The organism is Nocardia brasiliensis ATCC 700358 (assembly GCF_000250675.2).
Classification (GTDB): Bacteria; Actinomycetota; Actinomycetes; order Mycobacteriales; family Mycobacteriaceae; genus Nocardia; species Nocardia brasiliensis_B.
In genome coordinates this window covers 4,710,817-4,734,766 of the sequence record NC_018681.1, presented here as the reverse complement: position 1 = coordinate 4,734,766, position 23,950 = coordinate 4,710,817, and the positions used below count along the sequence as shown (strand labels likewise).

Sequence of the window (23,950 nt, the reverse complement as noted above, 5' to 3'; positions counted from 1 at the left end):
GCCCCTTCGACCAGGAACGCCGCACTCTGCTCGTACTGTCCGCGCCGGATGCCCGGTACTGCCGAGATAATCGGATGCTTGTGGCGACGCGGAGGTGATACTTTCCGCGCGTGTCAGCTCGCCTCAGCAACGGCGCTTCTGGAGCGATTCGTCGTTTCGCCGGATGGGTGGCCCGTGGGTCGGTCGGTCATCCGATGCTCACCGGGATCAACTATTGGGACGAGCTGAAGGATTCGCCCTCGCAGATGGAGATCTGCTTCGCCATCTTCGCCAACGTGCTCGAGCTCGACGACGAAGGCGAGCCCGTCAACGAGAAGTACGCGGAACGCCGTGCCGCAGTGTGGCTCTACAGGTACTGCACAGGGGAGCTCCCGCCAGGTGAAGCAGACCTCGAGTCGTGGGAAGTCGAGCTTTTCTGAAGTGGTTCGCGGTTTCGCCAGATGGGGAACCGTTGGTGTTCAGTCGGACTCGGTGAGCATCACGCTCGCAGGGGACGACCGGCGTTGGTACGTGTTCGACCCCCGTGGGGTGGCTGGGCATCACCCGTTGACCTTCGCGATCACGTGTTCGGCGAAGCGGGAGAGGTTGGTGATCTTGGTGTCGAGGGGTTCGGTGTCTTGGTCGAGGGTGTAGGGGAGGCGGAAGCCGACGATGACGTCGGTGACACCTTTGTCCTCGAGTCGTTTGATGCCGTCGACGGTGAAGCCGTCGAGGGAGATGACGTGGATCTCGAAGTCTTTGCGGGTGCCGTATTCGGCGCGCAATGCGTCCAATTCGACGAGGAGCCGGTCGAGTTCGTCGCCGTCGCCGCCCGCGTGCATCCAGCCGTCGCCGCGTTGTGCGGCCCGGCGCAGTGCGGGCTTGCTGTGCCCGCCGATGAGGATCGGGACGGGTTCGGTGGGCACCGGACTGATCTTGATCGGCGGGATGTTGTAGAACTCGCCGTGGAATTCGAAGTAGCCGCCGGCGGTGAGCCCGCGCACGATGTCGATGCACTCGTCCATTCGCGCGCCACGCTTCTCGAACGGCACGTCCATGATCTCGAAATCGTCGGGCCACGGGCTGATCCCGACGCCGAGCCCGAACCGGTTACCGCTCAACGCCGCGATCGACGCGGTCTGCTTGGCGACCAGTACCGGCGGCCGGATCGGCAGCTTCAGCACGAACGGCGTGAACCGCAACGTCGTGGTCGCGGCCGCCATCGCCGCGCTGAGCACGAACGCCTCGATGAACGGCTTGTCCTCCAGGAACTCGCGATTCCCGTCGGGCGTGTAGGGGTACTTGGCGTCGGAGTCGCGCGGGTAGGCGATGCTGTCCGCGACCGCCATCGACGTGTACCCGGCGGCCTCGGCGGCGCGGGCGAGAGGGACGTAGTAGGCCGGGTCGGTCATCGTCTCGGCATAGGTGAAGCGCATATCAGTCGCCTTCCTGGCGCCGCGAGTGCAGCGCCGCGTGCGCCCCGGCGCGGCGCCCGAAGAACGAGCCCTCCCCGAGACAGGTTCCACTCGAATAACCGTCGCAGTCCTGCGCCAGGTTGGACGCGCAGGCTCCGGCGGCGTACAGCCCCCCGATCGGTGAGTCGTCGGCCCGCAGCACCTGCCCGTCGACGGAGGTGCGCAGGCCGCCCAGGGTGAACCCGACGTAGGTCGCGATACCGGGCGTCAGATCGAATGCGCCCCAGGGCCCTTCGGTCAGCGGCGTCACCCAGTCCGGATGCTTGTCGAATTCGGGGTCGTGCTCGTCGGCCGCGGCGACGTTGTAGTTCGCCAGCGTCTCCTGCAGCGCGCCGACGGGCATGCCGAGCGCCGCCTCCATTTTCGCGACCGTGTCCCAGCCGTCGACGAACTTGGCCATCGGCAGTTCCGGCCACACCAGGTGGTTGCTGTCCACGATCAGGTACGCGGTCGAATCCGGTTGCGCGACAACCGCGCCCGCGGTGCGCCCGTGGTAGGAGTCCTCGGCGACGAACCGGCGGCCCGCCTTGTTCACGATGATCCCGTGCAGCAGTTGCGCGGGCGGATAGAACGAGGCGGTGAGGAACGCGCCGTGCATGTGCGCGGTCGCCGCGCCCGCGGACTGGCCGAGCCGGATGCCGAGCCCGTCGTCGGTGGGTACACCCAACGGCAGGAAATGCCGCGCGAGCGGGGTGTAGGCGGCGAGCATGCCGGGGTTGGCGACGAAGCCGCCCGCGGCGAGCACCACCGCACCGGTCGCGGCCCCACCGGACCAGCACGCGCCGACGACCCGATTGCCGTCGAGCACCAACTGTTCGACTCGCGTCTCGTAGCGCACCCGGATGCCGAGCGCGTGCACCCGCGCGGTGAGCACCCGCATGATCTCGGCGCCCCCGCGTTCGGCGGGCACGTTCACCTTGTGCCCCCGTGGCGCGGGAGCGATCTGGTCTCGATGCGGGGCGACGTTCTCGTTGCCCGTCCACATCAGGCCTTCGGTGCCCGGCCGCACCACGGCCTTGCCGGAGTAGTACGAACGCACGAAGCCCAGCCCTTGCGCTTCCAGCCACGCGAGGTGCGCGACGCTGCCCGCGCAGTAGGCCTCGATCTTGCGATGGTCGGGGTCGGGGCTGACGGCGACCAGATAGTCCCGCATCGCGGCGACGCTGTCCTGGTGGTCGGTGGCGTGCTGTACGGGTGTGCCGCCGCCGAGGTAGAAGTGCCCGGCCGCGAGCGCGGAGGCGCCGCCCGCGGCACCGGTGCGTTCGAGGATCAGTACCCGCGCGCCGGCCTCGGCCGCGCTGATCGCCGCGCACGCACCGGCGATGCCGAAGCCGACGACCACCACATCGGCGGTCTCGTCCCAGTCCGCCGGTGGGACGGCCACGTCGGGGAGTTCGGTTCCTACTGCCATGGGTTGCTGCAGCCTTCCGGGATCAGCGCGTCGAACATCGCCCGCATCTCGTCGGACAAGCGCATGAGTTCGACCTGCGATCCGAGCGGTCCTCCTTCGAGATACGCGAACTCCATTCCGGCACCCGGGAACTTTCCTCGAGCGACGATCTCGATGCCCGCGGCCCGCGCTTCGTCCAGCGCGCCGTCGTAGTCCTCCGGCACCCACGCCACATGATGCAAGCCCGCGCCGGCCCGCTCGAGGTGTTCGGCGTACAAGCTCGCCCCACCGCGCGGCTCGATCAACTCCAGTTGCTGTCCACCCGCATAGCCGAGCGCGACCGAGATCGTGTAATCGGCTGGCGCGCCCCGTAATTCACACAGTTCCGGCCCGAAGTGCACGTCCGGGATCGAGAACCATTCTGCCACCCCGTACCGCTCGGTGAACTGCCGTCGGGCTGCCACGATGTCCGGCACCACCCAGCCCAGCTGAAAGATCGGCCCGCGCGCGATCACCGGCCGACCTCCGCGCGGCCGCGCCGCCGCGGACCCGTAGGCGTCAGGCCACGGCCCGACGCTGCTCGGCACTGAACCCCGCAACCCACCTCCTCAACTAAACACGTGTGCTTAACTCAGTCAAGGTGGGTGTTTAGTAGAGTCTCGCTATGTTCATCGCCGATTCGCGCGCGGCACTGCTCGACGCGGGGGAGCGGCTCATCGCCGAACGCGGGGTCGACGTCCCGCTGCGCGATATCGCCGCGGCCGCGGGCAACCGCAACAACTCCGCCGTGCACTACTACTTCGACTCCCGCACCGGCCTGATCGAAGCCATCGTCGACCGCAGAATGAACTGGCTCGAAGACCGGCGCATGCAATTGCTCGCCCGCTACGAGGCCGAAGGCACCGCACACGACCTCGACACCCTCGTCACGATGCTCGCCGCGCCGATCCTCGAACTCAGTGCCGCCGACGGTGTCACCCACTACGGCCGCTTCCTGGAGGTCGTGCGCGCCCACCCGGTGATCGCCGATCCACGCCGCCTGGCGGGCACCGACCGCGCCGCCGTCCGCATCATCGCCACCCGGCTCACCGCCGCCCTGCCCCACCTGGCCGCACGCAAACGCAGGCAACGCCTGGAAACCATGGCCACCATCATGTTCGCGCTCATCGCCGACTACGAACGCACCCTGGAAGCGGGCGTCCGTAAACCTCACCCCGACGACGCCGCCGAAATCATCGCCATGATCGTCGCCATGCTCACCGTGTGAACACCGCACTGGACGCTCCCACATGCACCGGCGCGTCTCGCGCATGGTGCTTCGCGCGCACGGCTGATGTTGTGGAAGCATGCGAAAAGACAACCCCGGCGCACCGGAGAGGCGCAGCCCGGACCAATGGCTGACCTGGACGGCAGCACTGGCCACGGCCGTCAACGGCGGCGTGTTCTTCGACTTCTCCTTCGTCGTCATGCCCGGTCTACGCGAGCTGCCTTCGGCGCAAGGGATCGCCGCCATGCAGGCACTCGACCGCACCGCCGTCACACCACCGCTGATGCTGGCCATGTACGGCACCAGCGCGCTGTGCCTCGTCCTGATCGTGCGCGCGGCCATGCGGTGGCGTACACCATCGGCACCGTGGATCCTCGCCGCAGCCATCACCTTCCTGTTCGCCACGGTCGTCATCACCGGAGCCGGCAACGTGCCCGTCAGCGCGTCGGTGGACGCGCTGGACCCGGCTGATCCCGGCGCGGCGACCCGATGGGACGAGCTGTACACGCAATGGGTCTGGTGGAACCACGCCCGCGTACTCACCGCGCTCGCCGCCGCATCGGGATTCCTGATCGCCGCGACGCGGCGGCAAACCGTGTGATCCGCCCGCGACCCGAACCGGGGCCTACCCGGAACGAACGCACCCCTGAGATACGGTCGCGGAGTGGAACTCCTAGGCATTCACCACGTGGCGATCATCGCGTCCGACTATGTGCGCTCCAAGCGGTTCTACACCGAGACACTCGGGCTCGCCGTGATCGCCGAGCAATACCGGGCCGAACGCCGCTCCTACAAACTCGACCTCGCCATCCCCGGCGGCAGCAGGATCGAACTGTTCTCCTTTCCCGAACCCCCGAACCGCGCGAGTTGGCCCGAGGCCGCCGGGCTGCGCCACCTCGCGTTCGCGGTCCGCGACGTCGCCGCCACCCTGGACCGGCTCGCCGCCAAAGGCGTACGCACCGAAGAACTACGCGTCGACGAGGTCACCGGCAAACGGATGGCGTTCTTCTTCGACCCCGACGACCTGCCGCTCGAACTCTACGAAGTCTGATTCATCCCGCGCGCCCGCCGCGCCAATTCGACTGTCGCCGCACGCAACTCGTCGATCGAACCGATCGGCTCGGCATAACCCACCCGGGTCCGCGCCACCCCGCGCGGCGTCACCACCCGCAGGTCCAGCCCATACCGGTCCGCGCGCTCACAGCTCGCCTCCGTTGCATCCGGATACCCGCCGAGCGCCTGCGCCATCGCCAGCAGGGCCGGCGCGTGATCGTCGTTGAGGTGCGTGATCGCCCCCGCCGCCACCGGCACGATCGGATCCGCCGACGTCGCCGCGTACTGTTCCGCGCTCGCCGAATCCATCCGCCCGTACCCGCCGACCCAGCGGACCCGCCGCACCCGCAACACCCACAACGAGAAATCGCTGTAATCGATGTAGTGCTTCGCCGCGGGCACCGCCGCCAGATGCGCCGCTCGTGCCGCCTCTGCCTCCGCGCCCACCGGCTGCTCCACCACACCCGCGAGCGTGATCCTGGTCCCCGCCAACGGATCCGCCGGCATATCCGGCGCCACGATCGCCACACTGGCCCGCGCGTCGGCCGCCAGATTACGGCCGTGCTCGGCCAACCGTGACACACACAGCACCGGCTGCCCGTCCAGCAGCCCATACGTCACGAACGACGCCCACGGCGTGCCGTCCTCGCTGAGACTGGCGAGCGTCGCGGTATTCGTCGCGGCGGCAACCGTTCTCGCCTCCTCCGCGGCAGAAGGGCGAGCCGAATTCGCCACCGGGCCCGTGGGCTGCGGAATCGACGGCGCGTCGCCGGGGTCACCATGGTCGAGAGTCATGCCGTTCATCCTCTCCTGCCCGCCCGACACGCGGACGCCGGGCCTGTCTCCGAGCTGCCATCTTTCAGCGTGCCACGTCGAATCGTGCTGCGCGGCGGAGTCGATGCACGGGATTGGACGCGCGGATCGCGCGCGAATAGACCAGACTTGCCGGGTGACCCGATACGCATTCGACGCCGACCGCAACGTACTGGTCGCCACCTGGGCGACCGGGCGCGGCGATCTCGCGCAGACGGTAGCCGTGCTGTCCAACCAGGTGACCCACGATCAGGCAACCAATCTGGCGTCGAACCTGACCACGCTGTCCCGGTTCCACTGGCGCACCTACACCCACCCCGCCAGCGCGGCAGGCGATCCCGACATCCCCAACAGCGAAGCCTGGCGCCGCGCCGAAGAGCGCCGCAACTTCAAAGAGGTCGAAGCCGGCCTGCGCACCCCCAACCTGCCCTCCGAAGAAGGACTCGTCGTCTCCTACAGCGGCGTCGTCGAATCCGCGCACCGCGTCGGACGCACCCTGCACGACATCGACGACCCCGTCCTGCGCGACACCATCATCGCCGAGGTGAGCGCCGAACAAGCGGCCATCGAATCCGCCGAACGCGGCGACCTGTCCGGCCGCGCCCGCCAAGCCGTCGAACTGTCCCGCCCCGACGTCTCTCCGGCCCAGGTCCAAGCCGCCGACGACCTGCTGCGCGCCGACCCGCTCGGCTCCATCGAACTGTTCACCGAACTCGACCCCGCCTCCGCCGCCGTGGCCGCCGCACACTGGCTGCTCGCCGCCGCCGAAGTCGCCGGCGAGATGGCAGGCGTGCCCGCCACCGACGTCGTCGTGGAAGCCGACGACATCGAAGCCCTCCAGGTCGAGACCCCCACCCTGGTGCTCGAACGCCTCGACGCGGGGGAGAGCCCCACCGAGGTCGTCGTCGACCTGATCGCCGAAGCCATGGCCGTGCACGAAGGCCGGGTGCCCGCCCCCTGGGCCGTGGTCGGACGCGTCGCCGAAATCGAAGAACAGGCCCGCACCTTCGAGGTCGACGCCGACACCCGCGAAGCCATGCTCGCGAGCTTCCGAATCAGCCGGCTCGACCCCGCCCGCCCCGCCCTCGACCTGCTCGAAGACCTCCTCGACGGCATCCGCGGCTCCCTGCTGCTCTACGCCGCCCACACCGATGACGACGACGTCGAAGCCCTGTTCACCGCCGACGTCCGCATCGAAGCCGACTCCGACCCCGAACACCTGCTGTAGACGACAGGGTCAGTCGGCGATCTGCACGGCGTGTGCGTTTGCACGTCGTGCAGATCCTGTCACGACTCGGCGAGCGTGCCCGCCTCTTCGACGGCCAGCTCAGGTGCGGTGCTCAACCAGCGGACCAGGCTTTCGTAGACCGCATAGTGGTTGAGGAGGGTGAAGTGGTTGGCGGCGGGGACGTGTAGCCCGTTGGCGTCGTCGAAGCCGATGCGGCGGGCCCGGTTCCGGCCTGCCGCGCTCGTGGTCAGCACCAGACCGTCACCGATGATCCGCCCGAGCGGATGCCGGGGACTGCGCGTGACGCACGCGGTCACGAAGTAGTGCGCCACCCCGTCCAGCAGCGGGACCTCACGAATAACCCTGCGCCGCAGCGTGTCCGTGTCGATATCGCGCCAATCCTCATCGACCAGCGACCCCTGCCGCAGATCGCGGATCCCCGCACTACGCCGCCGCAGCAACCGGCCGAACGGACGCGTCTCCGGCACCCGAACCAACGCCGCGGACGCGAAGTGCACGAACTGCTCCAGCGGCGCACCCAGATGCGGCGAACCGAGACAGACGAGATGCCGCACCCGCCGCACCCACGCCGCCCCGGACTCGCTCGCCTCGAAACAAGCCCCACGCGCGATCAACCCGCCCATCGAATGACCGACCAGCGACAGCTGCTCGACCTCGACGGGCCAGTGCTCGACCACCCGCTGCAACAGCTCGCTCAACTGGTGGGCGTTCTCCGAAATATGCAGGCCGCTGTTGTAGCGGATCTGCAGCGTGCTGTAGCCGAGGTCCTGCTCGAGCCCCTCCGCATAGCTCGTCCGCCCGCCCAGCCGCCAGGCGTGCTCGGTCTCCACCAACCCGTGCAGAAACACCACCACACACGAACTCGGCTTCGCCACATACTGCCCGATCTGCTCGGGCGCGACCGGCTCCCCGTCCACCCGCAACGTCATCGGCCCGGCCAGGATCGGCCGCGCCTGCTCCAGATCGTCGCCGATGAAACCCTGTAGCGCGCCGAGGAACCCGGCCCCGAACACCGTGCGCGAAGGCGGCTGCGCGCCGGGCAGATCCGCGGTCCGCTCGGCCAGTTTGCCCACCGCCACCGCCGACTCGCTCACGATCCGGTAGACCCCGCCGGCGATCGCGTCGTGCACCACCTCGACCGGCGTCGCGGCCGGACCGACCCCCAACCGCACCGCCGCGAACACCCGGCCGGCGATCGCCCGATGCACCGCCGCGATCCCGTCCACCGCGCCACCGAGTTCGTCGCCCGCCAATCTGGCGAGGGCGCGTACCTCAGCCTGCCGCTGCGCCTGCTCAATCATAATTTCAGTGTACAAGCGTGCACTGAAATCGTCCGGGTGACCGCCATCGTCCTCGCGCCTGTACTTGCCGGAGCGCGGGGGACGGCCGAAGGTGCCTGAATGCCGAGGGGGTTCAGCGTCGGTTGACCAAGTCGAGACCGGCGTGTCGGCGGCTACGGAACGCGCGTCACGCCGACCGCGGACTCGGTGAGGCTGCCCAGGTACAGCGTGCCCTCGTGCTCGACGACGCCGGTGACCATCGCGAAATTCGTGCCCTCGGTCTGCAGGTCGTGCACTACGTTGCCGTCGAAGTCGACCGCCATCACCCAGATCGTCTTCATCGGTTTCGGTTGCACCCAGTCCGGCAGCGTCCACACGATGCGGCGGAGCATGCCGGGCAGGGGAAGCAGCCGGTCCAGGATGGGATTGCGGGCACTGGGCAGGGTGATCCAGATCAGCCCGTCGCTGCCGAGACCCAGATTGTCCGGGAAGCCGGGCAGGTTCTCGATGAGCAGGTCCCGGGTGCCCGCCTTCGGTCCGGTCAGCCAGTACCGGGTCAGCCGGTACCCGCCGGTTTCGGCGACCACCACACACGACCGATCCGGCGCGAGCACCACACCGTTCGCGAATTGCAGCCCGTCGAGCAGCAATTCGACCTTTCCCGACGGATCGCGCCGGAACAGCCGGCCTGTCCCGGAATGCTCCAGCAGGTCGCCCATGTACTGGTCCAGCGGATACCGGCTGGTCGACGAGGAGAAGTAGATGGTCCCGTCCGTGTCGCGAACCACGTTGCTGGCGAAGGGGAATCGCGCGCCGTCGAACTCGTCGACGAGCACCTCGAGGGTGCCGTCCGGACGTAATTCGAGCAGGCCGCGCTCGAAGTCGCAGATCAGCACGGTGCCGTCCGGGTCGGCGTGCAAGCCCAGCGGCCGCCCGCCGGTGTTCACCAGCGATCGCACCTCGCCCGTCGCCGGGTCGATACTGTGAATCGCGCCGTCACCGGTTCCCGCGAGTAGTCGTCCGTCCGGCGTGCGGACCACGTCCTCGGGACCCGCCGCGGGCAACTCGACTCGCGTCAGCGCGGGAAGGGGTGGGGTACTGCGTGTTTCGCGCGCCCGTCGCGTAGCGGGGGGAGGGGTCCAGCGTTGCGGTTTCATCGTCGATGCGAGCACGTCTCAGCGTAACGCCGGGGTAGGGAGGTGCCTGACGAAATCGGGTCCAGAGGGTGAGTGCGGTAGCAAGTGTGGACCCGCGCCGCGCTGGGGCTTCGAGCACCCTTCGGCGTCGGCCCCTATTGCATGTCTGTGAAAAAACATGTTCATACGTAGATATGCGCATCTAGCTATGCGTTCTGCCCTATAGCAATCCTGCAGTAATAGAGTGCGCACGATCAAAAAACCGCCTCGACGGGAGAGGGTGTGCTCTCCGCGGGGGCGCGGGGTGCACTCTCCCGTGAGACTGCAAGGGGTTATCCCGTGAGACCAAGGGTACGGAGGGGGTGCGCTCTCCGGGAAACCGCAGCGGCGTAGAGGTCGCCCGCGGATGTGGCGGGGGCGCACTCTCCCCGAACGGTTCGTTGCGCGCGGCGGCCTACGGCTGGTGGGTGATCGCGTACCAGAGCACGGCTAGGGTGCCGATCACGAAGAGCGGGGACAGGATCCACGTTTCGACCTTGTTCCCGGTGCGCTCGATGATGGGCAGGCTGGTGCGGAGTTCGAACGGCCAGAACAGTCGGCAGCCGCGGTCGGTGAGACAGTCGCCGAGCAGGTGGGTCAGGGCGCCGAGGCCGACGCAGAACGGCAACCAGACAGGTTTGTCGGCGATCCAGTGGTCCATGGCGAACGTGCCGGCCACGGCGAGGACGACGACGGTGCCCCAGGCGGAGAACCCGTCGCCGGGCGGGCACAGATGCAGGGCGCGCACGGCCAGGGCGAGCAGGAAGAAGACGAGTCCGAGGGTGAACCAGCGACCGATCCAGTGTTCACCGGCCCACGTCCCGTACGTCACGGCGGCCACGAAGGCCAAGGAGTGCGTGGCATGTCGATGTCCGCCGGACACCCACGAGATGATCTTGCAGAGCGTGTAGGAGAGCGGGCCGAGCACATGTGCGATGGTCCCGTTGGGGTGATCGGCGTCCGGCAGCAACGCCGCCCCGGCAGTGAGGAAGGTTCCCAGCAGCAGATCGACGGGCCCGAGATGTCCGGTGGCGCCTTGAATCGTGGGGTAGGTCAAGATCGTGACGGGCAGCACTGCTGCCGCCGCCGACCAGGCCAGAGCGCCACTGGTCGCATGTGAATGTCCAAGCACGATTGAACGTTAGTTCACCTCACGACTATTCGGCGAATCCCGATTCAGTGATCTTGGTAGACAAGAACATCCAAGCTAGGGGAGCCCGGTTGGCCTCGGGCGCAAGGGAGCCGACGGTCAGCTGCCGCGCACTTCCCGCGCGCGTGTCAGCTGACCGACACGCGCGCGGGGTGACAAGAAGTACGCGGGAGGGGAGGGGGTGGTACTCCGTCTGCGGTCGCAACCCGGGGGACTGCTCGTCAGCGGGAGGCGGGGTCGCATGCGCCCTGCCGCATCGCCGATTACTGATCGCCCCGCAGTGATTGCAAACCGTGTGGATCGCCTACTACGGTTTGCAAACATGTTGGTACGCTCCTGTGCGTATATATGCATATAAAGCTCTACTCAGCACATCAGCGAAAGCAACAACCAAAAACGCATAGACAGAGAGGGGCGCCCCTCACGGCCGGGCGTGCGGATCCACGATCCGATGTAGCGCGTGCAGATCCGATTCGAGTGTGTAGAACACCCGTAGCGCACCGACGAACGCGAACAATCCGCACACGCACAGCGCCACGATGGAGGCGATGACCGTCTGCTGCTGGGTCGGGTCCAGGAATGCGACACCCGCCGCGACCCCGAACAGCGGCACGGACGCGGCGATGCCGAGGTAGATCCGGCTCCGCCGCGCGAGCCGATGCAGCTGTACGGCCTCACCGGGGGAACTGTGCCCCGCGGCGACCAATCCGGGGTAGTACCAACGGAGTACGAAGAACGTCACCGGGAAGTAGGTGTAGACGACGGCGACGGCCGCGGCGACGAGGTGCGAGGCGATCAGGTTGATCAGCAGTCCGGGGGAGAGGTCGCCGATGTAGTGCAGTTTGACCAGGAATACCCCGAGCGCGAGCACCCAGCCCGTGAACGCGACGGTGGCGATGCGGTCACTGCAGGCGAGGGTGTCCGCGCGGGCTTTGGCCAAGGTCTTGTCGTCGTAGCGTTTGCCGCGCCGCAGTCCCTCGGGAACCAGGAACACCAACCGGCACCAGTACAGCAGCAGCCCGATGCCGATCGGGTATCCGATGGCGGCGGTGATCAGTGCGAGTCTGGTGAGCTCCGCGCGTCCGTCGACGCTGAGTTCGAGGTCGAGCAGCCTGGTGTTGTGGCCCGCCAGGTACATGCCGCCGAGTAGTTGCCCTAGCGCGCTGGACAGCGTGACTACGGGCATCGGCCGCATCCGCAGTCGTCCGCGCAGGCTGTGTGCGGGCGGGTCGATGAGATCGCGTGCGGTGCGATCCAGTGCCAGGTTCAGTTGTTCGGCGAGTTCGGCACCGGTGCGGTAGCGGTCGTCGCGGTCGGGGGACAGGCAGGTGAGCAGGGCGTGCCGGAGGATCTGCGGACAGTCGGCGGGGGCGCTGCTGCGGCGTTCGTCGATCGGACGCCTGCGCAGTTCGATCATCCGGGTGAGCGAAGTGTCGGATTCGCCGATGCCGATCTCGTCGGCGAACGGGAGGCGTCCGGTCAGTAGCTCCCACAGGACGACCGCGAGGGCGTAGAGGTCGCTGCGGGTGTCCAGGTCGGCGGCGGTGGTGGGGATCGCCGGATGGCAGGCCTCGAGTTGTTCGGGCGACATGTATGCCAGCGACCCACCGAAGTACGCCACGGGACTCGCGCCCGGGATGTGCGTGCTGAAGCTGATGTTGAAGTCGGCGAGTTTGGGTTGGCCGTCGACGGTGAGCAGCACGTTGGCGGGTTTGATGTCGCGGTGCAGGACGCCGGCGCGGTTGGCGTAGTCCAGCGCGGTGGCGAGCCGGCTGCCCAGCCACGCGACGGTCTCGGGCCAGGTCAGGTTCGCGAGTTCGGTTCGGGTGGTGGACGGTTGGGGCGTGAGCACGCCGCCCGAGGTGACCGCGGTGTCGACGGCATCGAGCAGGAGTTGTCCGGTGCGCTGGTCGATCGGTGTGGTGCGGAGCAGGCGCAGGACGCCGAGCAGGGTGCCGCCCGGCACGTACTGCATGTACATCAGCTTGAGGTGTTGTTCCTCGATCTGGCGCTGATCGAAGACGCGCACGATGTGTTCGTGGTCGAGTTGGGCGAGGGTCTGCGGTTCGCTGCCGCGGTCGCGGGAGATCTTCACGGCGACAAGGCGTTGCATCGATCGTTGCCGGGCGAGGAAGACGCGGGCGAACGCGCCTTGACCGAGTCCGATGAGCAGGTCGAAGTCGCCGATGGTGGCGCCGGGCGCGATGGTGTCGAGTGCGTTGGACGCGGTGGCGTCGGCGAGCAGGGTGGTCCGGAAGTTCTCGCCGGTGTCGAGGCGTTCGGCGATCTGCGCCATCTGGGTGGCGAACTCGTGCTCGTATTCGGTGAGGTCGAGGTCGTCGCCGCCGCGGCTGCGCGCGGTGATCTCCTCGTAGATGAGGTCCGGTGGCAGTGGGGCAGTGTCGAGTTCGGGGAACTGGGCCCGGTAGTCGGCGAGTCGTTTGCCGTTGCCGGTTGCGCGCCAGCGGTGCTGGAGGTCGACCTTGATCAGTTCGATCAGGGCGGATCGGCGAAGTCCGGTCTCGGCCGGCAGGTGCGCGGCCAGGTCGGGAGGTTCGGCGGCGCCCGCCCAAGCGCTGTCGAATCCAGCGACCAGTTGCGTCAACGCGCTTTGCGTCGCCGTCACCCGGTCGGCACCATAGTGCGTTTCCATGTGGCCCACCCGATCAAATGGCTTCCCGAGCCCCCAACAGAGCTTAAACGATCACTCTAATTGGGACCGTCGAATTATCCGGCACTGAAGCTTTCCGATGATCGGGCCGCCCCGTTGTGCAACAAAGTGTTGCGCATCGCGTAGTCTCCGGCTACCGTCATGTGCAACAAAAGGTTGCGCATCGAAAGGTCAGAACATGGAGTACGGACGCATCGAACGAACCCTGTACGTCGAGGCCACCCCGGAGGTGGTCTACGAGGTCATCAGCAGTCCCGAACATCTGCGCGAATGGTGGCCCGACGAGGCGTCGCTCGATCCGGTGCCCGGCGCGGTCGGCGAACTCGTGTGGGGTGACCGGAACGATTCGGATGCCTCCGTCGCGCTGCTGACCGTCGTCGACGCGCTACCGCCCAAGCTGTTCTCCTTCCGCTGGGGACACCCGGCCGACGAGGCTGCCGACGCCGGGAACTCCCTGTTCGTCACCTTCGAACTCAGCCCATCCGGAACGGGCACCACCGTGCAGATGACCGAGATCGGGTTCCGCGAAAGAGGCTGGGAGATCGCGGTACTGGAACGCGAATACAACTCCCACATCGAAGGCTGGGAGCTGTTCCTGCCGCGCCTTGTGGCCTACGCCGGGAAGGTCGGTGCGGGTCGATGAGCACCGCCGTCGACGACGATCTCTGGTCCGCGATCGGGGACCCGACCCGGCGTCGCATGCTCGATCTACTGCTCGCCGAGGGCGGCGGCACCGCGACATCGCTCAGCGAACAGCTGCCCGTGACGCGACAGGCCGTCGCACGCCACCTCGGCGTCCTGGACCGGGTCGGTCTGGTGCACGGCACGCCGTCCGGTCGGGAACACCGCTACCACGTCGACGACGCCCAACTGGCCCGCGCGGTCGCCCAGCTCGACGCGGTCGGTTCCGCGTGGGATGCCCGGCTGCAGCGCATCAAGAAGATCGCCGAGGCGATTCAACGCAGCAAAGAGAAGAAGTGAGAGAGGAACTCCGAAATGGTCGACATTCTGCACAGGGTCGGGATCGAATCGCCCCTCGACGACGTCTACACGGCACTGACGACGATCGACGGACTCGCCAACTGGTGGACCACCAACACCCACGGCGATGAAAACGCCGGGGGAGTAATCCGGTTCCGCTTCGGCCCCGAAGGTAAGGACGGGTTCGATATGAAGGTCACCGACCTGCAGCCCGCCGAGCAGGTGCTGTGGGAGGTCGTCGGCGGTCCCGAGGAATGGATGGGCACCGAGGTGTCGTTCGCCCTCAAACGCGAAGGTGACTACACCATCGTGCTGTTCCAGCATCGAGGCTGGCGCGAACCCATCGAGTTCATGCACCACTGCAGCACCAAGTGGGCGATGTTCCTGATGAGTCTCAAGAGCTACCTCGAAACCGGAACGGGCGCACCGGATCCGCGTGATGTGCTGATCGACAACTGGCACTAGACCCTACTGGTCCACCGTGAAGATCACGGACCGGTCGAGCTGCGCGGCTCTGGTGAAGAAGGTCGTGACCTCGACGAGGTTCGACCAGGTGTAGGCGAAGTCGGTTGCGTCGCGGGCCCCGTCGTAGTCGTCGGGGTCCAAGGCGAAAAACCGTTCGCGGAAAGACTGTTCATCCAGCAGCGCCAGCGCTCGGGCGACATCGCCGACCTGCACGGCCGTGACATGACTGACGAAATAGTCTTCGCCCGCGTCCAGGCGAGTTCCGCCGAGCACGGCGTGGGAGAGTGGGTAGGTGCCGCCGGCGGGATCGAGGGTGCCGTCGGACAGGCATCGATGAATGGCATCCCACGCTTTGTCGCTGTTCACCTGGTCGGCCTCGTCGGCCAGCTCTTCCTCGATCTCCTGGACCAGCGCCAGAAGATCATCAGGGTCATCCGCACCGAGCAGGCCTTCCGACTGTTCCGCTGTCAGCGCGAAATGAACACCTAGAGATCCCACCGTGCCATCCTTCGTGTCAGATATTGCCGTAACGCGAGTCGGGTCATCGCTCATCGCAGGAGGAATCTGCCGCTTTCATCCTGATCCCGCGAACGTGGCAGAACGCCAGCGTATTTCGCTGGTTGGTCGTCCGCAACGCACTGTTATCGGGAGCAACGGCGTTGGGGTCGGTCGTCGCTTGGAGGAGGGGTGGCGGACGGTGACTCTGGTGCAGTAGATGGATGTTAGTTGACATAATGTTGATTATCGGCGTAGAAACGGGCGCGCAGGAAGAGTGTCCCGCTGGGCGTATGTTGTTGGCGTTGGCGGTGTTTCATGCGGCGGATCCCCGCTGTCCGGGCGGCCTAGGGTTCTGGCCCTGGTGTCATGTGCGTCGTCGGCTGTGCCGGTGTTCCCTGGGTTGATCTGTGGCCGATGTAAATATTCCTGCCGTTTGGCGATTTGGCCGTAAAGTCCTGAGGCGGGCCCGGATTGGGATATTCGAGGCTTCTCCCCTGGGTCCACTCACCTACGTTCAAAACGTCACTGTGACGATTCTAAGGTAGGTGAGTGGGCGGTAACTTGTTGTGCGGCATGGGCTCTGACATGCCTCGCGTGCACTACGCCGCGGACTCGCTCGGCCTGCGAGACTCTGGCGCGCCGCATCGATCGTCCGAAGGTGTGGTCGATTGCGGTGGTGCGCACGTGATCCGGCGATTGGTCTTCTGTCGGCAGTCCATCACTTCATGACTGGCTCTGTTTTGGATGGCCAGTGGTCGGCGATGCTGGGTCGGTGTTGATTCGTCGGTTGGGTGCGTTGTATGTCGGGCTGTGGTTGTACGGGTTCTCGATGGCGGTGATGGTGCGGGCGGGGCTCGGACTGGATCCGTGGGATGTGTTCCATCAGGGTGTGGCGGGTCACGTGCCGCTCAGTTTCGGTGCGGTGACGGCGATTACCGGTATCGCGGTGCTGCTGGCCTGGATTCCGTTGCGGCAGCGGCCCGGCCTGGGCACGGTGAGCAATGTGGTGGTGATCGCCGTGTCGGTGGATGTGGGCCTGTGGCTGCTGCCGGCGTGGGAGGCGATTCCGGCGCGGGTGGTGGCGATGGGTGCCGCGGTGGTGCTGAATGCGATCGCGACGGTGCTCTACATCGGCGCCGGTATGGGGCCGGGTCCGCGTGATGGACTGATGACTGGACTGGTCCGGCGGACGGGTGTTTCGGTCTGGGTGGTGCGGACGTCCATCGAGGTGACGGTGTTGTCGATCGGCTGGATTCTGGGCGGCAGTGTCGGGATCGGCACGGTGGTGTACGCGTTCGGTATCGGTCCGCTGATCCAACTGATGATCCCGACGGCGAACCGTTTCCTTCCAGGGTTCGAACCTCGGACCGCTACCGAGCCTGCCCCGGTTGTCCCGGCCTGAACGGCATCTCGGGCATCCAGCCTGCGACATCGATGCAGTTGGCACATCGCCGCCGTCGTCCTGTTCGTTGCCACGGGCTCCGTTGCCGTAGGTTCGGCGCCGACCTTGCCTCGGATTACCAACGCAGTCGCGGCGCCATATCCGATCGCCCGCAACACGAAGCCGCGATCGGTTTCGCCGACCGCCGCGAGCGGAACCGACGACTCCCGCGTCCGGGCCGCGACGGATCGTTTCGCTCGAGAGTCGAGCCGAATCACTCGGGCTGTCGAACGACGCGGTTCGACGGCACTCGCCCGAGGCGTTGATCATGCTCCGTGCGCGCGTCTCGGCGAGCGGTCGACTCCCCCGCCGTTATCTCCGCAACCCTCGAACCGATCGAGAATCGTCACTGTGACGATAGTTGAGGGCGATAGCCCTGGTCAGAGGCCCAAGGACTCCGTGTCGTACAGCCGGCCAAGCGGTCTGCGCGGATACCGAGTAGTCCTATCGCGATATCGAACGAGTCTCAGGCCGTTGGTCGCACAGCACCTGCTCGGCGGAGCGCCAGCCGTGACCACTGGTCCGCTCGCCCCTCAACTCACCAACGGATCGTCCTGAACCACGGGTCGCGCCGGCCGCCAGCGCAACAACCGAACGATGCCGACCACCGCGATCACGATGATGCTGTGCAGCACCCACAGTGCGATCCACGGCCGCAGAAAACCGACTTCGGTGTATTGCCCACGCTCGCCGACGCAGTACATCGAATAGTTCGTGCTCTGTCCTTCGGAGTCGTGGTAGGTGTCGGAGACGACGATCGGTTCGGTGAACGGTTCCGCGCAGAACAGGGGCGCGGTGAGTTCTGCTTCGCCGGGCCAGATGGCAATGGGCAGTACGCATCCCAGTATCGCGGTGCCGGTGAGGATGGCGGCCAGCGTGGCCAGGATTTTCGGGGCGCGTCGCGGGGTGTGGTCTTCGGGGTGTGCGTCGCTCATGCCTGTCGCATTCGTAGCATGTTTCCGGCCTGGTCGAATTGGGCGATCATGGTGGTGCGGGCCGAGGCGACGTTGACGGTCATGATGATTTCGGTGCCGATGCGGTTGACCACGATGGCCGAGACGTAGCCGCCGTCGACCTGGGTTCGGGTGACCGCGGTGTCGATGATCTGTTCCAGGGCGCGCAGGCCGGAAACGTCTCGGACGGCGAAGGATTCGGCGTCGAGGTCGTCGAGGGCGGAGACGTGCACGGGGTCGGGTCCGTGCAGGGTGCCGTTGGCGTAGGTGTAGTCGTCTTGCTGGTCGGGGTGGCCGGGGACGCGGATGCGTAGGCGTACGGCGGTGTCTTGGCCCGCGAGGTTGTGGTGGTCGTTGAAGTAGCGGCTGACCTGGGGTGGCTGGTCGATGGTGGTGAGCCGGAATTGGCTGGAGTCGGGGGTGGTGAACAGGATGACGGAGGCTTGGAGGTCGTCGACGCCGAGGCGTCGGTGCAGGGCGTCGAAGGCTGCGGCGGGCAGGGCTGAGACGAGTCCGCCGCCGCGGGTGCGCAGGGTGTGTTCGAAGTCGGCGCGGTCGACTGCGCCGATGCAGCCGGTGGTGGTGGCGGCGATCAGGAGCGCTCCGAGTGCGGCCGGCAGGCGGGAGCGGCGCGTTGGCATGGTCTGCATCGTATAGCGCTGGGGTTGCTCGGGATTGATGTTAGGTTGCAGTTGGGCTGGACGACCGTCCAGCACGGTGTGATTCGGGTCGGGCGGTCAGGAGGCGTGGTGCGCGGTACAGCGCGGATGGTATTGGCGTGTGCGGCTGTGGGAATGGTCGTGCCGATCGGTGGTGTGCCGGTCGCGTCGGCGGCGCCGGCGTTCGGTGAGTATGTGGCATTGGGTGATTCGTGGGCGGCGGACGCGTCGTTGAGTCAGCCGAGCGACGAGTTCGTGCCGCTGGGTTGTGGGCAGAGCCGGCGCAGTTATGCCAAGCAGGTGGCGGCGGCGTTGTCGGTGCCGGTGTTCGAGGACGCGACGTGTGGCGCGGCGACAACGGTGAATATGACGGCGGCGCAGAGTGTTCCGATGGGCGTCAATCCCCCGCAGTTCGATCGGCTGAGCGCGTCGACGGATCTGGTGACGCTCGGCATCGGTGGCAACGACGCGGGGTTGGCGGCGACGGTGCAGAACTGCCTGACTACCGATCCGGCGGTGTCGCCGTGTCTGGATTCGCTGGTTTCCGGTGGGGTGGACCGGATGTCGGTGAGGATCGAGGCGGCCGAACGTGCCGTGACGGGCGCGGTCGCAGGGATCCGGGCGCGTTCGCCGCGGGCGCGGATTCTGTTGCTGGACTACTTTGCCGGCGTGCGGACCGGTGCGGGTTGTTTTCCGCTGGTGCCAATTTCGGATCGGGACGCGGATTGGCTGGGCCGCAAGCTGATCGAGTTGAATGCGATGCTGGCGCGGGTGGCGCTGGCGACGAAGGTCGAGTTGGTGGACACCTACAGCACCAGCGGCGGCCATGATGCTTGCCAGCCGCCCGGTACACGCTGGGTGGAGGGTCTGATCCCGCTCTCGACCGATCCGCCGGGGCTCGCGGTACCGTTCCATCCCAATCAGCTCGGTGCCGATCATCAGGCGCGCAGCGTGCTCGCGGCCTTGGCGGATTGATCGTAGAGCCGCCTACGGTTGGTTGATAGCCTGTGGGGAACCGGCAGAAGGTGAAAACCGATGGGTGCTACCACGATCGCGCGGCAGTGCACGCTGTGCGAGGCGCATTGCGGAATTCTGGTCACCACCGAGAACGAGCGGGTGACCCGGATCGAGGGCAATCCCGACGACGTACTGTCCCAGGGCTACATCTGCCCGAAGGCCACCGCGATGGGCGGACTGCACCACGACCCCGATCGGCTGCGGACCCCGGTGAAGCGGGTGGGTTCGCGTTTCGAGGCGATCGGGTGGGATGAGGCCTTCCGCGAGATCGGGCAGCGGCTGCGCGCGGTACGTCACGAGCACGGGCCCAGCGCGATCGGTATGTACCTGGGTAATCCGGCCGCGCACAGTTCCTCGGTGATCTACGGGGCGCTGCTGCGCGCGGTGCTGTTGACCAGGAACTTCTATTCGGCGTCCTCGATCGACCAGTTCCCGCAGGAGTTCGTGGCGTGGCGGATGTTCGGGTCGAATGTGCTGATGCCGGTGGTCGACATCGATCGGACCGATCGGCTGGTGATCCTCGGGGCCAATCCCGCGGTCTCGAACGGGTCGATCACCACGATGCCCAACGCCAAGCAGCGGATCCGGGATGTGCGCCGGCGCGGGGGTCGGGTGGTGGTCATCGATCCGCGGCGGACCGAGACCGCGCGCCTGGCCGACCAGCATGTGCCGATCAGTCCCGGCGGTGACGTGTACCTGCTGCTGGCGATGCTGCACGTGCTGGTGACCGAGAACCTGTGTGACGAGCGAGCGATTCGCGCCCAGTGCACCGGATGGGACGAGTTGCGTGCGCTGGTCGGTGAGGCCTCACCGGAGCTGCTGGCGCCGCACGCCGGTGTCGACGCCGAGGTCATCCGTGAGCTGGCGCGGGCGCACGCGACCGCGAGTTCGGCGGTGCTGTACGCGCGGATCGGGGTCTGTCAGCAGGTGACGGGCACGCTCACGCATTGGCTGGTGAACGCGATCAACGCGGTGACCGGGAACCTGGACCGGGCGGGTGGGCAGATGTTCGCCAAGCCGCCGATCGACGCGGCGCGGTTCGCGAAGTATCTGCCGATGGGTTATGGGGCGTGGACCGACCGCTCCGGCACCTACAAGTCGTTCCGGACGGAGTTGCCCGTCGCGGCGCTGGCCGAGGAGATCCTTACCGAAGGCCGCGGGCGGATCCGCGCGATGATCACCTATGCGGGCAATCCGGTGCTGTCGACGCCGCAGCGCGGCCGGTTGGGTGCGGCGCTGGAGTCGCTGGATTTCTATGTCGCCGTGGACATGTACGTCACCGAGACGACCAGGCACGCCGACATCATCCTGCCGCCGATCTCACCGCTGGAACGTGAGGACGTCAACATCCTGTTCCCGGTGTTCAGTGTGCGCAACAACCTGCGTTACGACGCGCGAGTGTTCGAGCCGCCCGCCGAGGGGTTGGAAGATTGGCAGATTCTGGCGCGGATGATCACCGAGTTGGTGCCGTTGCCCGCGCGCCGGTTCACCGGGCAGGTGCTCAATGGTGTGCTGGGTCAGGTCAGTCCGTTGCGGATCGCGACCGTCGGTGTCGCGACGGGACCGTACGGGGTGTTGCGGCGTGGGCGCAAAGGGCTGACCGTCGCGAAGGCGCGGGCGGCGGCGGGCGGGATCGATCTGGGTCCGTTGACGCCGCGGTTGCGTGCGTTGATCGGGACGAAGGACCGCAAGGTGCGGTTGGCGCCCGCCGATTTCGTTGCCGCGGCACAGCAGGTGCTGACCAATGCGCGGCGCGGTCACTCGCTCACCACTCCGGCCGACGGCTACGACCTCAAACTGATCGGGCGCAGGCATCTGCGCAGCAACAACTCCTGGCTGCACAACGTGCCCGCGATGGTGAAAGGCCGCGACCGCTGCACCGCGCTCATGCACCCCGACGACGCGACCGCGCGCGGCCTGACCGATGGTGCGCCGGTCACCGTCAGCTCACCCACCGGGTCGATCGTGGTCCCGCTCGAGGTCAGCGACGACATCCGCGCAGGCACGATCGCCATCCCGCACGGCTGGGGTCACGGCGAACCCGGTGTCGGCTGGACGGTGGCGGCGTCCTCCCCCGGCGCCAACGTCAACCTGCTGCACGACCCCGCCCTCACCGACCCGTTCTCGGGTACCTCCGCCGTCAACAACACCTGGGTCACCGTCACCGCCGCACCTCCGTCCCCGGTCGCCGCCACATCGGTGGATGTCGCGTCGACTGTGTGATCCGGGTCAGGGTTGCCGCAGTAACCGGCATCGGTGTCTCGATTCTGGGCCGGGCTCGCGGTGGCGCTGGTTCGCGGCGGGCGGGGCCGCCTGGCTCTATCCGGCACCCCGCGACCTGAAGCGGGACCCGACGGCACCGCGAACGAGATGGTCGACAGGCACTCGACCTCTTGCGATTGTTGCTCCCTGTGACCTCGGCTCGATACTCGTGCCGTCGCTCGTCAACGGCCTGTAAGCAGCCGAGCAGTGCGCGTTCGGGTTCTTTGCAAAACCTGTTGGCGAACCACAGCGGCCACTGTTACTTTTCCGGAGGCCGTGCAAGAGACCGCGGAGGTGGTATCAGTGAACGCAGTGTCGACACGGGTGCTCCCCTTGTGGGTCATGGTCGGGCGGTAGGCCGTCCGGGAGCGCCGTTCACCAGCACTCCTGAAAGGCACTATCGTGCAATTCAATTCCGAAAACCGCTTCGGCGACGACAACGTTTTTGAGCGCGATGTCGGTGCCGGTGGTGTCTCCGGCCGTCGGTCGCTGTCCCCCGACACCGATCGCACGTCCCCCTCGTTCGACGTGATCATCGCCGGATGCGGACCAACGGGTGCGATGCTGGCCGCCGAACTGCGTCTGCACGGTGTGCGGGTACTCGTTCTGGAGAAGGAAACCGAGCCTGCGTCGTTCGTGCGCATAGTCAGCCTGCACATGCGCAGTCTCGAGCTGATGGCGATGCGCGGTCTGCTGGATCGCATTCTCGAACACGGAAGGCGGCGTCCGGTCGGCGGCATCTTCGCCGCGATTCCCAAGCCTGCGCCCGACGGCCTGGATTCCGCGTACGCGTATCTGCTGGGCATCCAGCAGGCGGTCATCGTTCGCCTGCTCGAAGAACACGCGATCACGCTGGGCGCGCAGGTCCGGCGCGGTTGCGCGGTGGCCGGTTTCGAGCAGGACGATGACGGCGTGACCGTCGAGCCGGCCGACGGTGTGCCGCTGCGTGCGCGTTACCTCGTCGGCTGTGACGGCGCGCGCAGCGCGGTGCGCAAACTGCTAGGCGTCGGCTTCCCCGGCGAGCCCGCACAGAACGACACGCTGATGGGCGAGATGGAAGTGGATGTGCCGCAGCAGGAGATCGCCGCCAAGGCAGCCGAGATCTACCGAACCAACAAGCGATTCAGTCTCCGGCCCGTGGGCGATCGGACCTACAGCGTTGTCGTCCCCGCTGCGGGCGTCAGTGATCCCGCGGAACCGCCCACCCTCGAGGACTTCAAACAACAGCTGCGCGCCATCGCCGGAACCGATTTCGGCGTGCACTCCCCGCGCGGGTTGTCCCGCTTCGGCGATGCCACTCGGCTGGCCGAGCGCTATCGGGTCGGGCGTGTGCTGCTGGCCGGCGATGCTGCGCACATCCATCCGCCTGCCGGTGGTCAGGGCCTGAACCTGGGCATTCAGGACGCGTTCAACCTGGGTTGGAAACTGGCCGCACAGATCCGCGGCTGGGCGCCGGAAACACTGCTGGACACCTACCATGCTGAACGTCATCCGGTCGCCGAGGACGTGCTGGACAACACTCGCGCCCAGATGGAACTGCACGCCACCGAACCAGGCCCGCAGGCGGTGCGCAGGCTGCTCACCGAATTGATGGACTTCGATGAGGTGAACCGCTATCTGATCGAGAAGATCACCGCGACCGGCATACGCTACGACTTCGGCGAGGGCCCCGACCTGCTCGGCCGCCGCCTGGCCGACATCGACCTGAAACAGGGCCGCCTCTACAGTCTGCTGCACCGCGGCCGCGGCCTGCTGCTGGACCGCACCGAACGCCTGACCGTCGGCGGTTGGTCGAACCGGGTCGACTACCTCGCAGATCCCGTTGCGGCACTTGATGTTCCATGCGTCCTGCTACGCCCCGACGGCCATGTCGCCTGGTTCGGAGACGATCAGCAGGAGCTGAACGACTGTCTGTCGCGCTGGTTCGGCGAACCTGCCACTGAGTTCACATCCGGGCAGCCGACTGCCCGCGAGGAGGATCGAACGGGCGGGTAGGAACTGACCATCGGAAGGCAGCTGGCCGGCTCGGCCGCTCCCGCGAGCGTCTGATCGAGCTGTCCGACGCGCTGCAGGCGCGCGGCGTGGATCTGGTGGTCCGCGACCAGGGAATAGGCACTTCCACCGCAGTCGACGGCAAGCGCCGCTACACCTTCGACTGCTGCGCCCGCGCGT

23 protein-coding genes are annotated in these 23,950 nt (G+C 67.0%); 12 read left to right on the top strand and 11 right to left on the bottom strand.

What is annotated here, in order from left to right; all coding sequences use genetic code 11:
- Nucleotides 1-110 precede the first annotated feature (110 nt).
- On the top strand, nt 111-419 hold the full coding sequence (locus O3I_RS21085; protein ID WP_041562752.1) for a DUF7677 family protein: 309 nt from the start codon (nt 111-113) through the stop codon (nt 417-419).
- A 120-nt stretch (nt 420-539) separates the two neighbouring features.
- Here O3I_RS21085 and O3I_RS21080 read toward each other — a convergent pair whose 3' ends face one another.
- From O3I_RS21080 to O3I_RS21070, 3 genes are read right to left on the bottom strand one after another with little or no spacing between them, the layout of a single operon-like run.
- On the bottom strand, nt 540-1,415 hold the full coding sequence (locus O3I_RS21080; RefSeq protein ID WP_014984999.1) for a TIGR03619 family F420-dependent LLM class oxidoreductase: 876 nt from the start codon (nt 1,413-1,415) through the stop codon (nt 540-542).
- A 1-nt stretch (nt 1,416) separates the two neighbouring features.
- Entirely contained in the window at nt 1,417-2,865 is a 1,449-nt protein-coding gene (locus tag O3I_RS21075) for an FAD-binding protein (protein ID WP_014984998.1), read from the bottom strand.
- Complete coding sequence (locus O3I_RS21070; protein ID WP_237748102.1) at nt 2,856-3,443, bottom strand: VOC family protein; 588 nt, start codon at nt 3,441-3,443, stop codon at nt 2,856-2,858. The genes O3I_RS21075 and O3I_RS21070 overlap by 10 nt, the downstream gene beginning before the upstream one ends.
- Before the next feature lie 65 nt (nt 3,444-3,508).
- Between O3I_RS21070 and O3I_RS21065 the strand changes: the two genes are divergently transcribed.
- The 3 genes from O3I_RS21065 (at nt 3,509) to O3I_RS21055 (ending at nt 5,162) form a co-directional block, all read left to right on the top strand.
- Nucleotides 3,509-4,111: a helix-turn-helix domain-containing protein gene (locus O3I_RS21065; RefSeq protein ID WP_014984996.1), complete on the top strand. Its 603-nt coding sequence runs from the start codon at nt 3,509-3,511 to the stop codon at nt 4,109-4,111.
- A gap of 79 nt (nt 4,112-4,190) precedes the next feature.
- Entirely contained in the window at nt 4,191-4,712 is a 522-nt protein-coding gene (locus O3I_RS21060; protein WP_014984995.1) for a DUF1772 domain-containing protein, read from the top strand.
- Nucleotides 4,713-4,775: 63 nt separating this feature from the next.
- Entirely contained in the window at nt 4,776-5,162 is a 387-nt protein-coding gene (locus O3I_RS21055; protein WP_041562751.1) for a VOC family protein, read from the top strand.
- On the opposite strand, the gene O3I_RS21050 is transcribed toward O3I_RS21055, so the two are convergent.
- Nucleotides 5,150-5,959 carry a HugZ family protein gene (locus O3I_RS21050; RefSeq protein WP_014984993.1) on the bottom strand — a complete coding sequence of 270 codons (810 nt, stop codon included), beginning with the start codon at nt 5,957-5,959 and terminating at the stop codon, nt 5,150-5,152. The two genes, O3I_RS21055 and O3I_RS21050, sit on opposite strands and share 13 nt — an antisense overlap.
- A 154-nt stretch (nt 5,960-6,113) precedes the next feature.
- Between O3I_RS21050 and O3I_RS21045 the strand changes: the two genes are divergently transcribed.
- Nucleotides 6,114-7,205 (top strand): hypothetical protein, encoded by a 1,092-nt coding sequence (locus O3I_RS21045; RefSeq protein WP_014984992.1) that lies wholly within the window; start codon nt 6,114-6,116, stop codon nt 7,203-7,205.
- A 59-nt stretch (nt 7,206-7,264) separates the two neighbouring features.
- Here O3I_RS21045 and O3I_RS21040 read toward each other — a convergent pair whose 3' ends face one another.
- From O3I_RS21040 to O3I_RS21025, 4 genes are all read right to left on the bottom strand, one after another.
- Entirely contained in the window at nt 7,265-8,527 is a 1,263-nt protein-coding gene (locus O3I_RS21040; protein ID WP_014984991.1) for an alpha/beta fold hydrolase, read from the bottom strand.
- A gap of 152 nt (nt 8,528-8,679) precedes the next feature.
- A complete protein-coding gene (locus O3I_RS21035; RefSeq protein ID WP_081594056.1) occupies nt 8,680-9,663 on the bottom strand; it encodes an SMP-30/gluconolactonase/LRE family protein in 984 nt (327 codons plus the stop codon).
- Between the two features lie 433 nt (nt 9,664-10,096).
- Nucleotides 10,097-10,813, bottom strand: a complete 717-nt coding sequence (locus tag O3I_RS21030) for a metal-dependent hydrolase (RefSeq protein WP_041562750.1) — start codon at nt 10,811-10,813, stop codon at nt 10,097-10,099.
- 439 nt (nt 10,814-11,252) lie between these two features.
- Nucleotides 11,253-13,484, bottom strand: a complete 2,232-nt coding sequence (locus O3I_RS21025) for a serine/threonine-protein kinase (protein ID WP_014984988.1) — start codon at nt 13,482-13,484, stop codon at nt 11,253-11,255.
- A 196-nt stretch (nt 13,485-13,680) separates the two neighbouring features.
- Here O3I_RS21025 and O3I_RS21020 point away from each other — a divergent pair, with 196 nt between their 5' ends.
- The 3 genes from O3I_RS21020 to O3I_RS21010 are packed head-to-tail and all read left to right on the top strand — an operon-like array spanning nt 13,681 to nt 14,948.
- Nucleotides 13,681-14,145, top strand: coding sequence for an SRPBCC domain-containing protein (locus O3I_RS21020; RefSeq protein WP_014984987.1), 465 nt, complete (start codon nt 13,681-13,683; stop codon nt 14,143-14,145).
- Nucleotides 14,142-14,483, top strand: coding sequence for an ArsR/SmtB family transcription factor (locus tag O3I_RS21015; RefSeq protein WP_014984986.1), 342 nt, complete (start codon nt 14,142-14,144; stop codon nt 14,481-14,483). Before O3I_RS21020 ends, O3I_RS21015 begins: the two co-directional genes overlap by 4 nt.
- 15 nt (nt 14,484-14,498) lie before the next feature.
- Complete coding sequence (locus O3I_RS21010; RefSeq protein WP_014984985.1) at nt 14,499-14,948, top strand: SRPBCC family protein; 450 nt, start codon at nt 14,499-14,501, stop codon at nt 14,946-14,948.
- A 3-nt stretch (nt 14,949-14,951) separates the two neighbouring features.
- Here the strand turns inward: O3I_RS21010 and O3I_RS21005 are convergent, their stop codons facing one another.
- Nucleotides 14,952-15,500, bottom strand: coding sequence for a YfbM family protein (locus O3I_RS21005; protein ID WP_081594055.1), 549 nt, complete (start codon nt 15,498-15,500; stop codon nt 14,952-14,954).
- Between the two features lie 718 nt (nt 15,501-16,218).
- Here O3I_RS21005 and O3I_RS21000 point away from each other — a divergent pair.
- Entirely contained in the window at nt 16,219-16,848 is a 630-nt protein-coding gene (locus O3I_RS21000; protein WP_041562749.1) for a YczE/YyaS/YitT family protein, read from the top strand.
- Nucleotides 16,849-17,420: 572 nt separating this feature from the next.
- Here O3I_RS21000 and O3I_RS20995 read toward each other — a convergent pair.
- A complete protein-coding gene (locus O3I_RS20995) occupies nt 17,421-17,822 on the bottom strand; it encodes a hypothetical protein (RefSeq protein WP_014984982.1) in 402 nt (133 codons plus the stop codon).
- Nucleotides 17,819-18,481, bottom strand: a complete 663-nt coding sequence (locus O3I_RS20990; protein ID WP_141691936.1) for a hypothetical protein — start codon at nt 18,479-18,481, stop codon at nt 17,819-17,821. Before O3I_RS20990 ends, O3I_RS20995 begins: the two co-directional genes overlap by 4 nt.
- 24 nt (nt 18,482-18,505) lie before the next feature.
- On the opposite strand from O3I_RS20990, the gene O3I_RS20985 reads away from it, so the two are divergent.
- The 3 genes from O3I_RS20985 (at nt 18,506) to rox (ending at nt 23,773) form a co-directional block, all read left to right on the top strand.
- Entirely contained in the window at nt 18,506-19,474 is a 969-nt protein-coding gene (locus O3I_RS20985; RefSeq protein WP_141691937.1) for an SGNH/GDSL hydrolase family protein, read from the top strand.
- A gap of 60 nt (nt 19,475-19,534) precedes the next feature.
- Nucleotides 19,535-21,739: a molybdopterin oxidoreductase family protein gene (locus O3I_RS20980; protein WP_014984979.1), complete on the top strand. Its 2,205-nt coding sequence runs from the start codon at nt 19,535-19,537 to the stop codon at nt 21,737-21,739.
- Between the two features lie 528 nt (nt 21,740-22,267).
- Complete coding sequence (gene rox / locus O3I_RS20975; protein ID WP_272944309.1) at nt 22,268-23,773, top strand: rifampin monooxygenase; 1,506 nt, start codon at nt 22,268-22,270, stop codon at nt 23,771-23,773.
- The last annotated feature ends 177 nt before the right edge of the window (nt 23,774-23,950 follow it).

What these genes read in the sequence shown, in the direction of transcription:
- O3I_RS21080 (WP_014984999.1), bottom strand. Translation starts at nt 1,415, where the DNA reads ATGCGCTTCACCTATGCCGAGACGATGACCGACCCGGCCTACTACGTC.
- O3I_RS21075 (WP_014984998.1), bottom strand. Translation starts at nt 2,865, where the DNA reads ATGGCAGTAGGAACCGAACTCCCCGACGTGGCCGTCCCACCGGCGGAC.
- O3I_RS21065 (WP_014984996.1), top strand. Translation starts at nt 3,509, where the DNA reads ATGTTCATCGCCGATTCGCGCGCGGCACTGCTCGACGCGGGGGAGCGG.
- O3I_RS21060 (WP_014984995.1), top strand. Translation starts at nt 4,191, where the DNA reads ATGCGAAAAGACAACCCCGGCGCACCGGAGAGGCGCAGCCCGGACCAA.
- O3I_RS21050 (WP_014984993.1), bottom strand. Translation starts at nt 5,959, where the DNA reads ATGACTCTCGACCATGGTGACCCCGGCGACGCGCCGTCGATTCCGCAG.
- O3I_RS21040 (WP_014984991.1), bottom strand. Translation starts at nt 8,527, where the DNA reads ATGATTGAGCAGGCGCAGCGGCAGGCTGAGGTACGCGCCCTCGCCAGA.
- O3I_RS21035 (WP_081594056.1), bottom strand. Translation starts at nt 9,663, where the DNA reads ATGAAACCGCAACGCTGGACCCCTCCCCCCGCTACGCGACGGGCGCGC.
- O3I_RS21025 (WP_014984988.1), bottom strand. Translation starts at nt 13,484, where the DNA reads ATGGAAACGCACTATGGTGCCGACCGGGTGACGGCGACGCAAAGCGCG.
- O3I_RS21020 (WP_014984987.1), top strand. Translation starts at nt 13,681, where the DNA reads ATGGAGTACGGACGCATCGAACGAACCCTGTACGTCGAGGCCACCCCG.
- O3I_RS21015 (WP_014984986.1), top strand. Translation starts at nt 14,142, where the DNA reads ATGAGCACCGCCGTCGACGACGATCTCTGGTCCGCGATCGGGGACCCG.
- O3I_RS21010 (WP_014984985.1), top strand. Translation starts at nt 14,499, where the DNA reads ATGGTCGACATTCTGCACAGGGTCGGGATCGAATCGCCCCTCGACGAC.
- O3I_RS21005 (WP_081594055.1), bottom strand. Translation starts at nt 15,500, where the DNA reads ATGAGCGATGACCCGACTCGCGTTACGGCAATATCTGACACGAAGGAT.
- O3I_RS20995 (WP_014984982.1), bottom strand. Translation starts at nt 17,822, where the DNA reads ATGAGCGACGCACACCCCGAAGACCACACCCCGCGACGCGCCCCGAAA.
- O3I_RS20990 (WP_141691936.1), bottom strand. Translation starts at nt 18,481, where the DNA reads ATGCCAACGCGCCGCTCCCGCCTGCCGGCCGCACTCGGAGCGCTCCTG.
- O3I_RS20980 (WP_014984979.1), top strand. Translation starts at nt 19,535, where the DNA reads ATGGGTGCTACCACGATCGCGCGGCAGTGCACGCTGTGCGAGGCGCAT.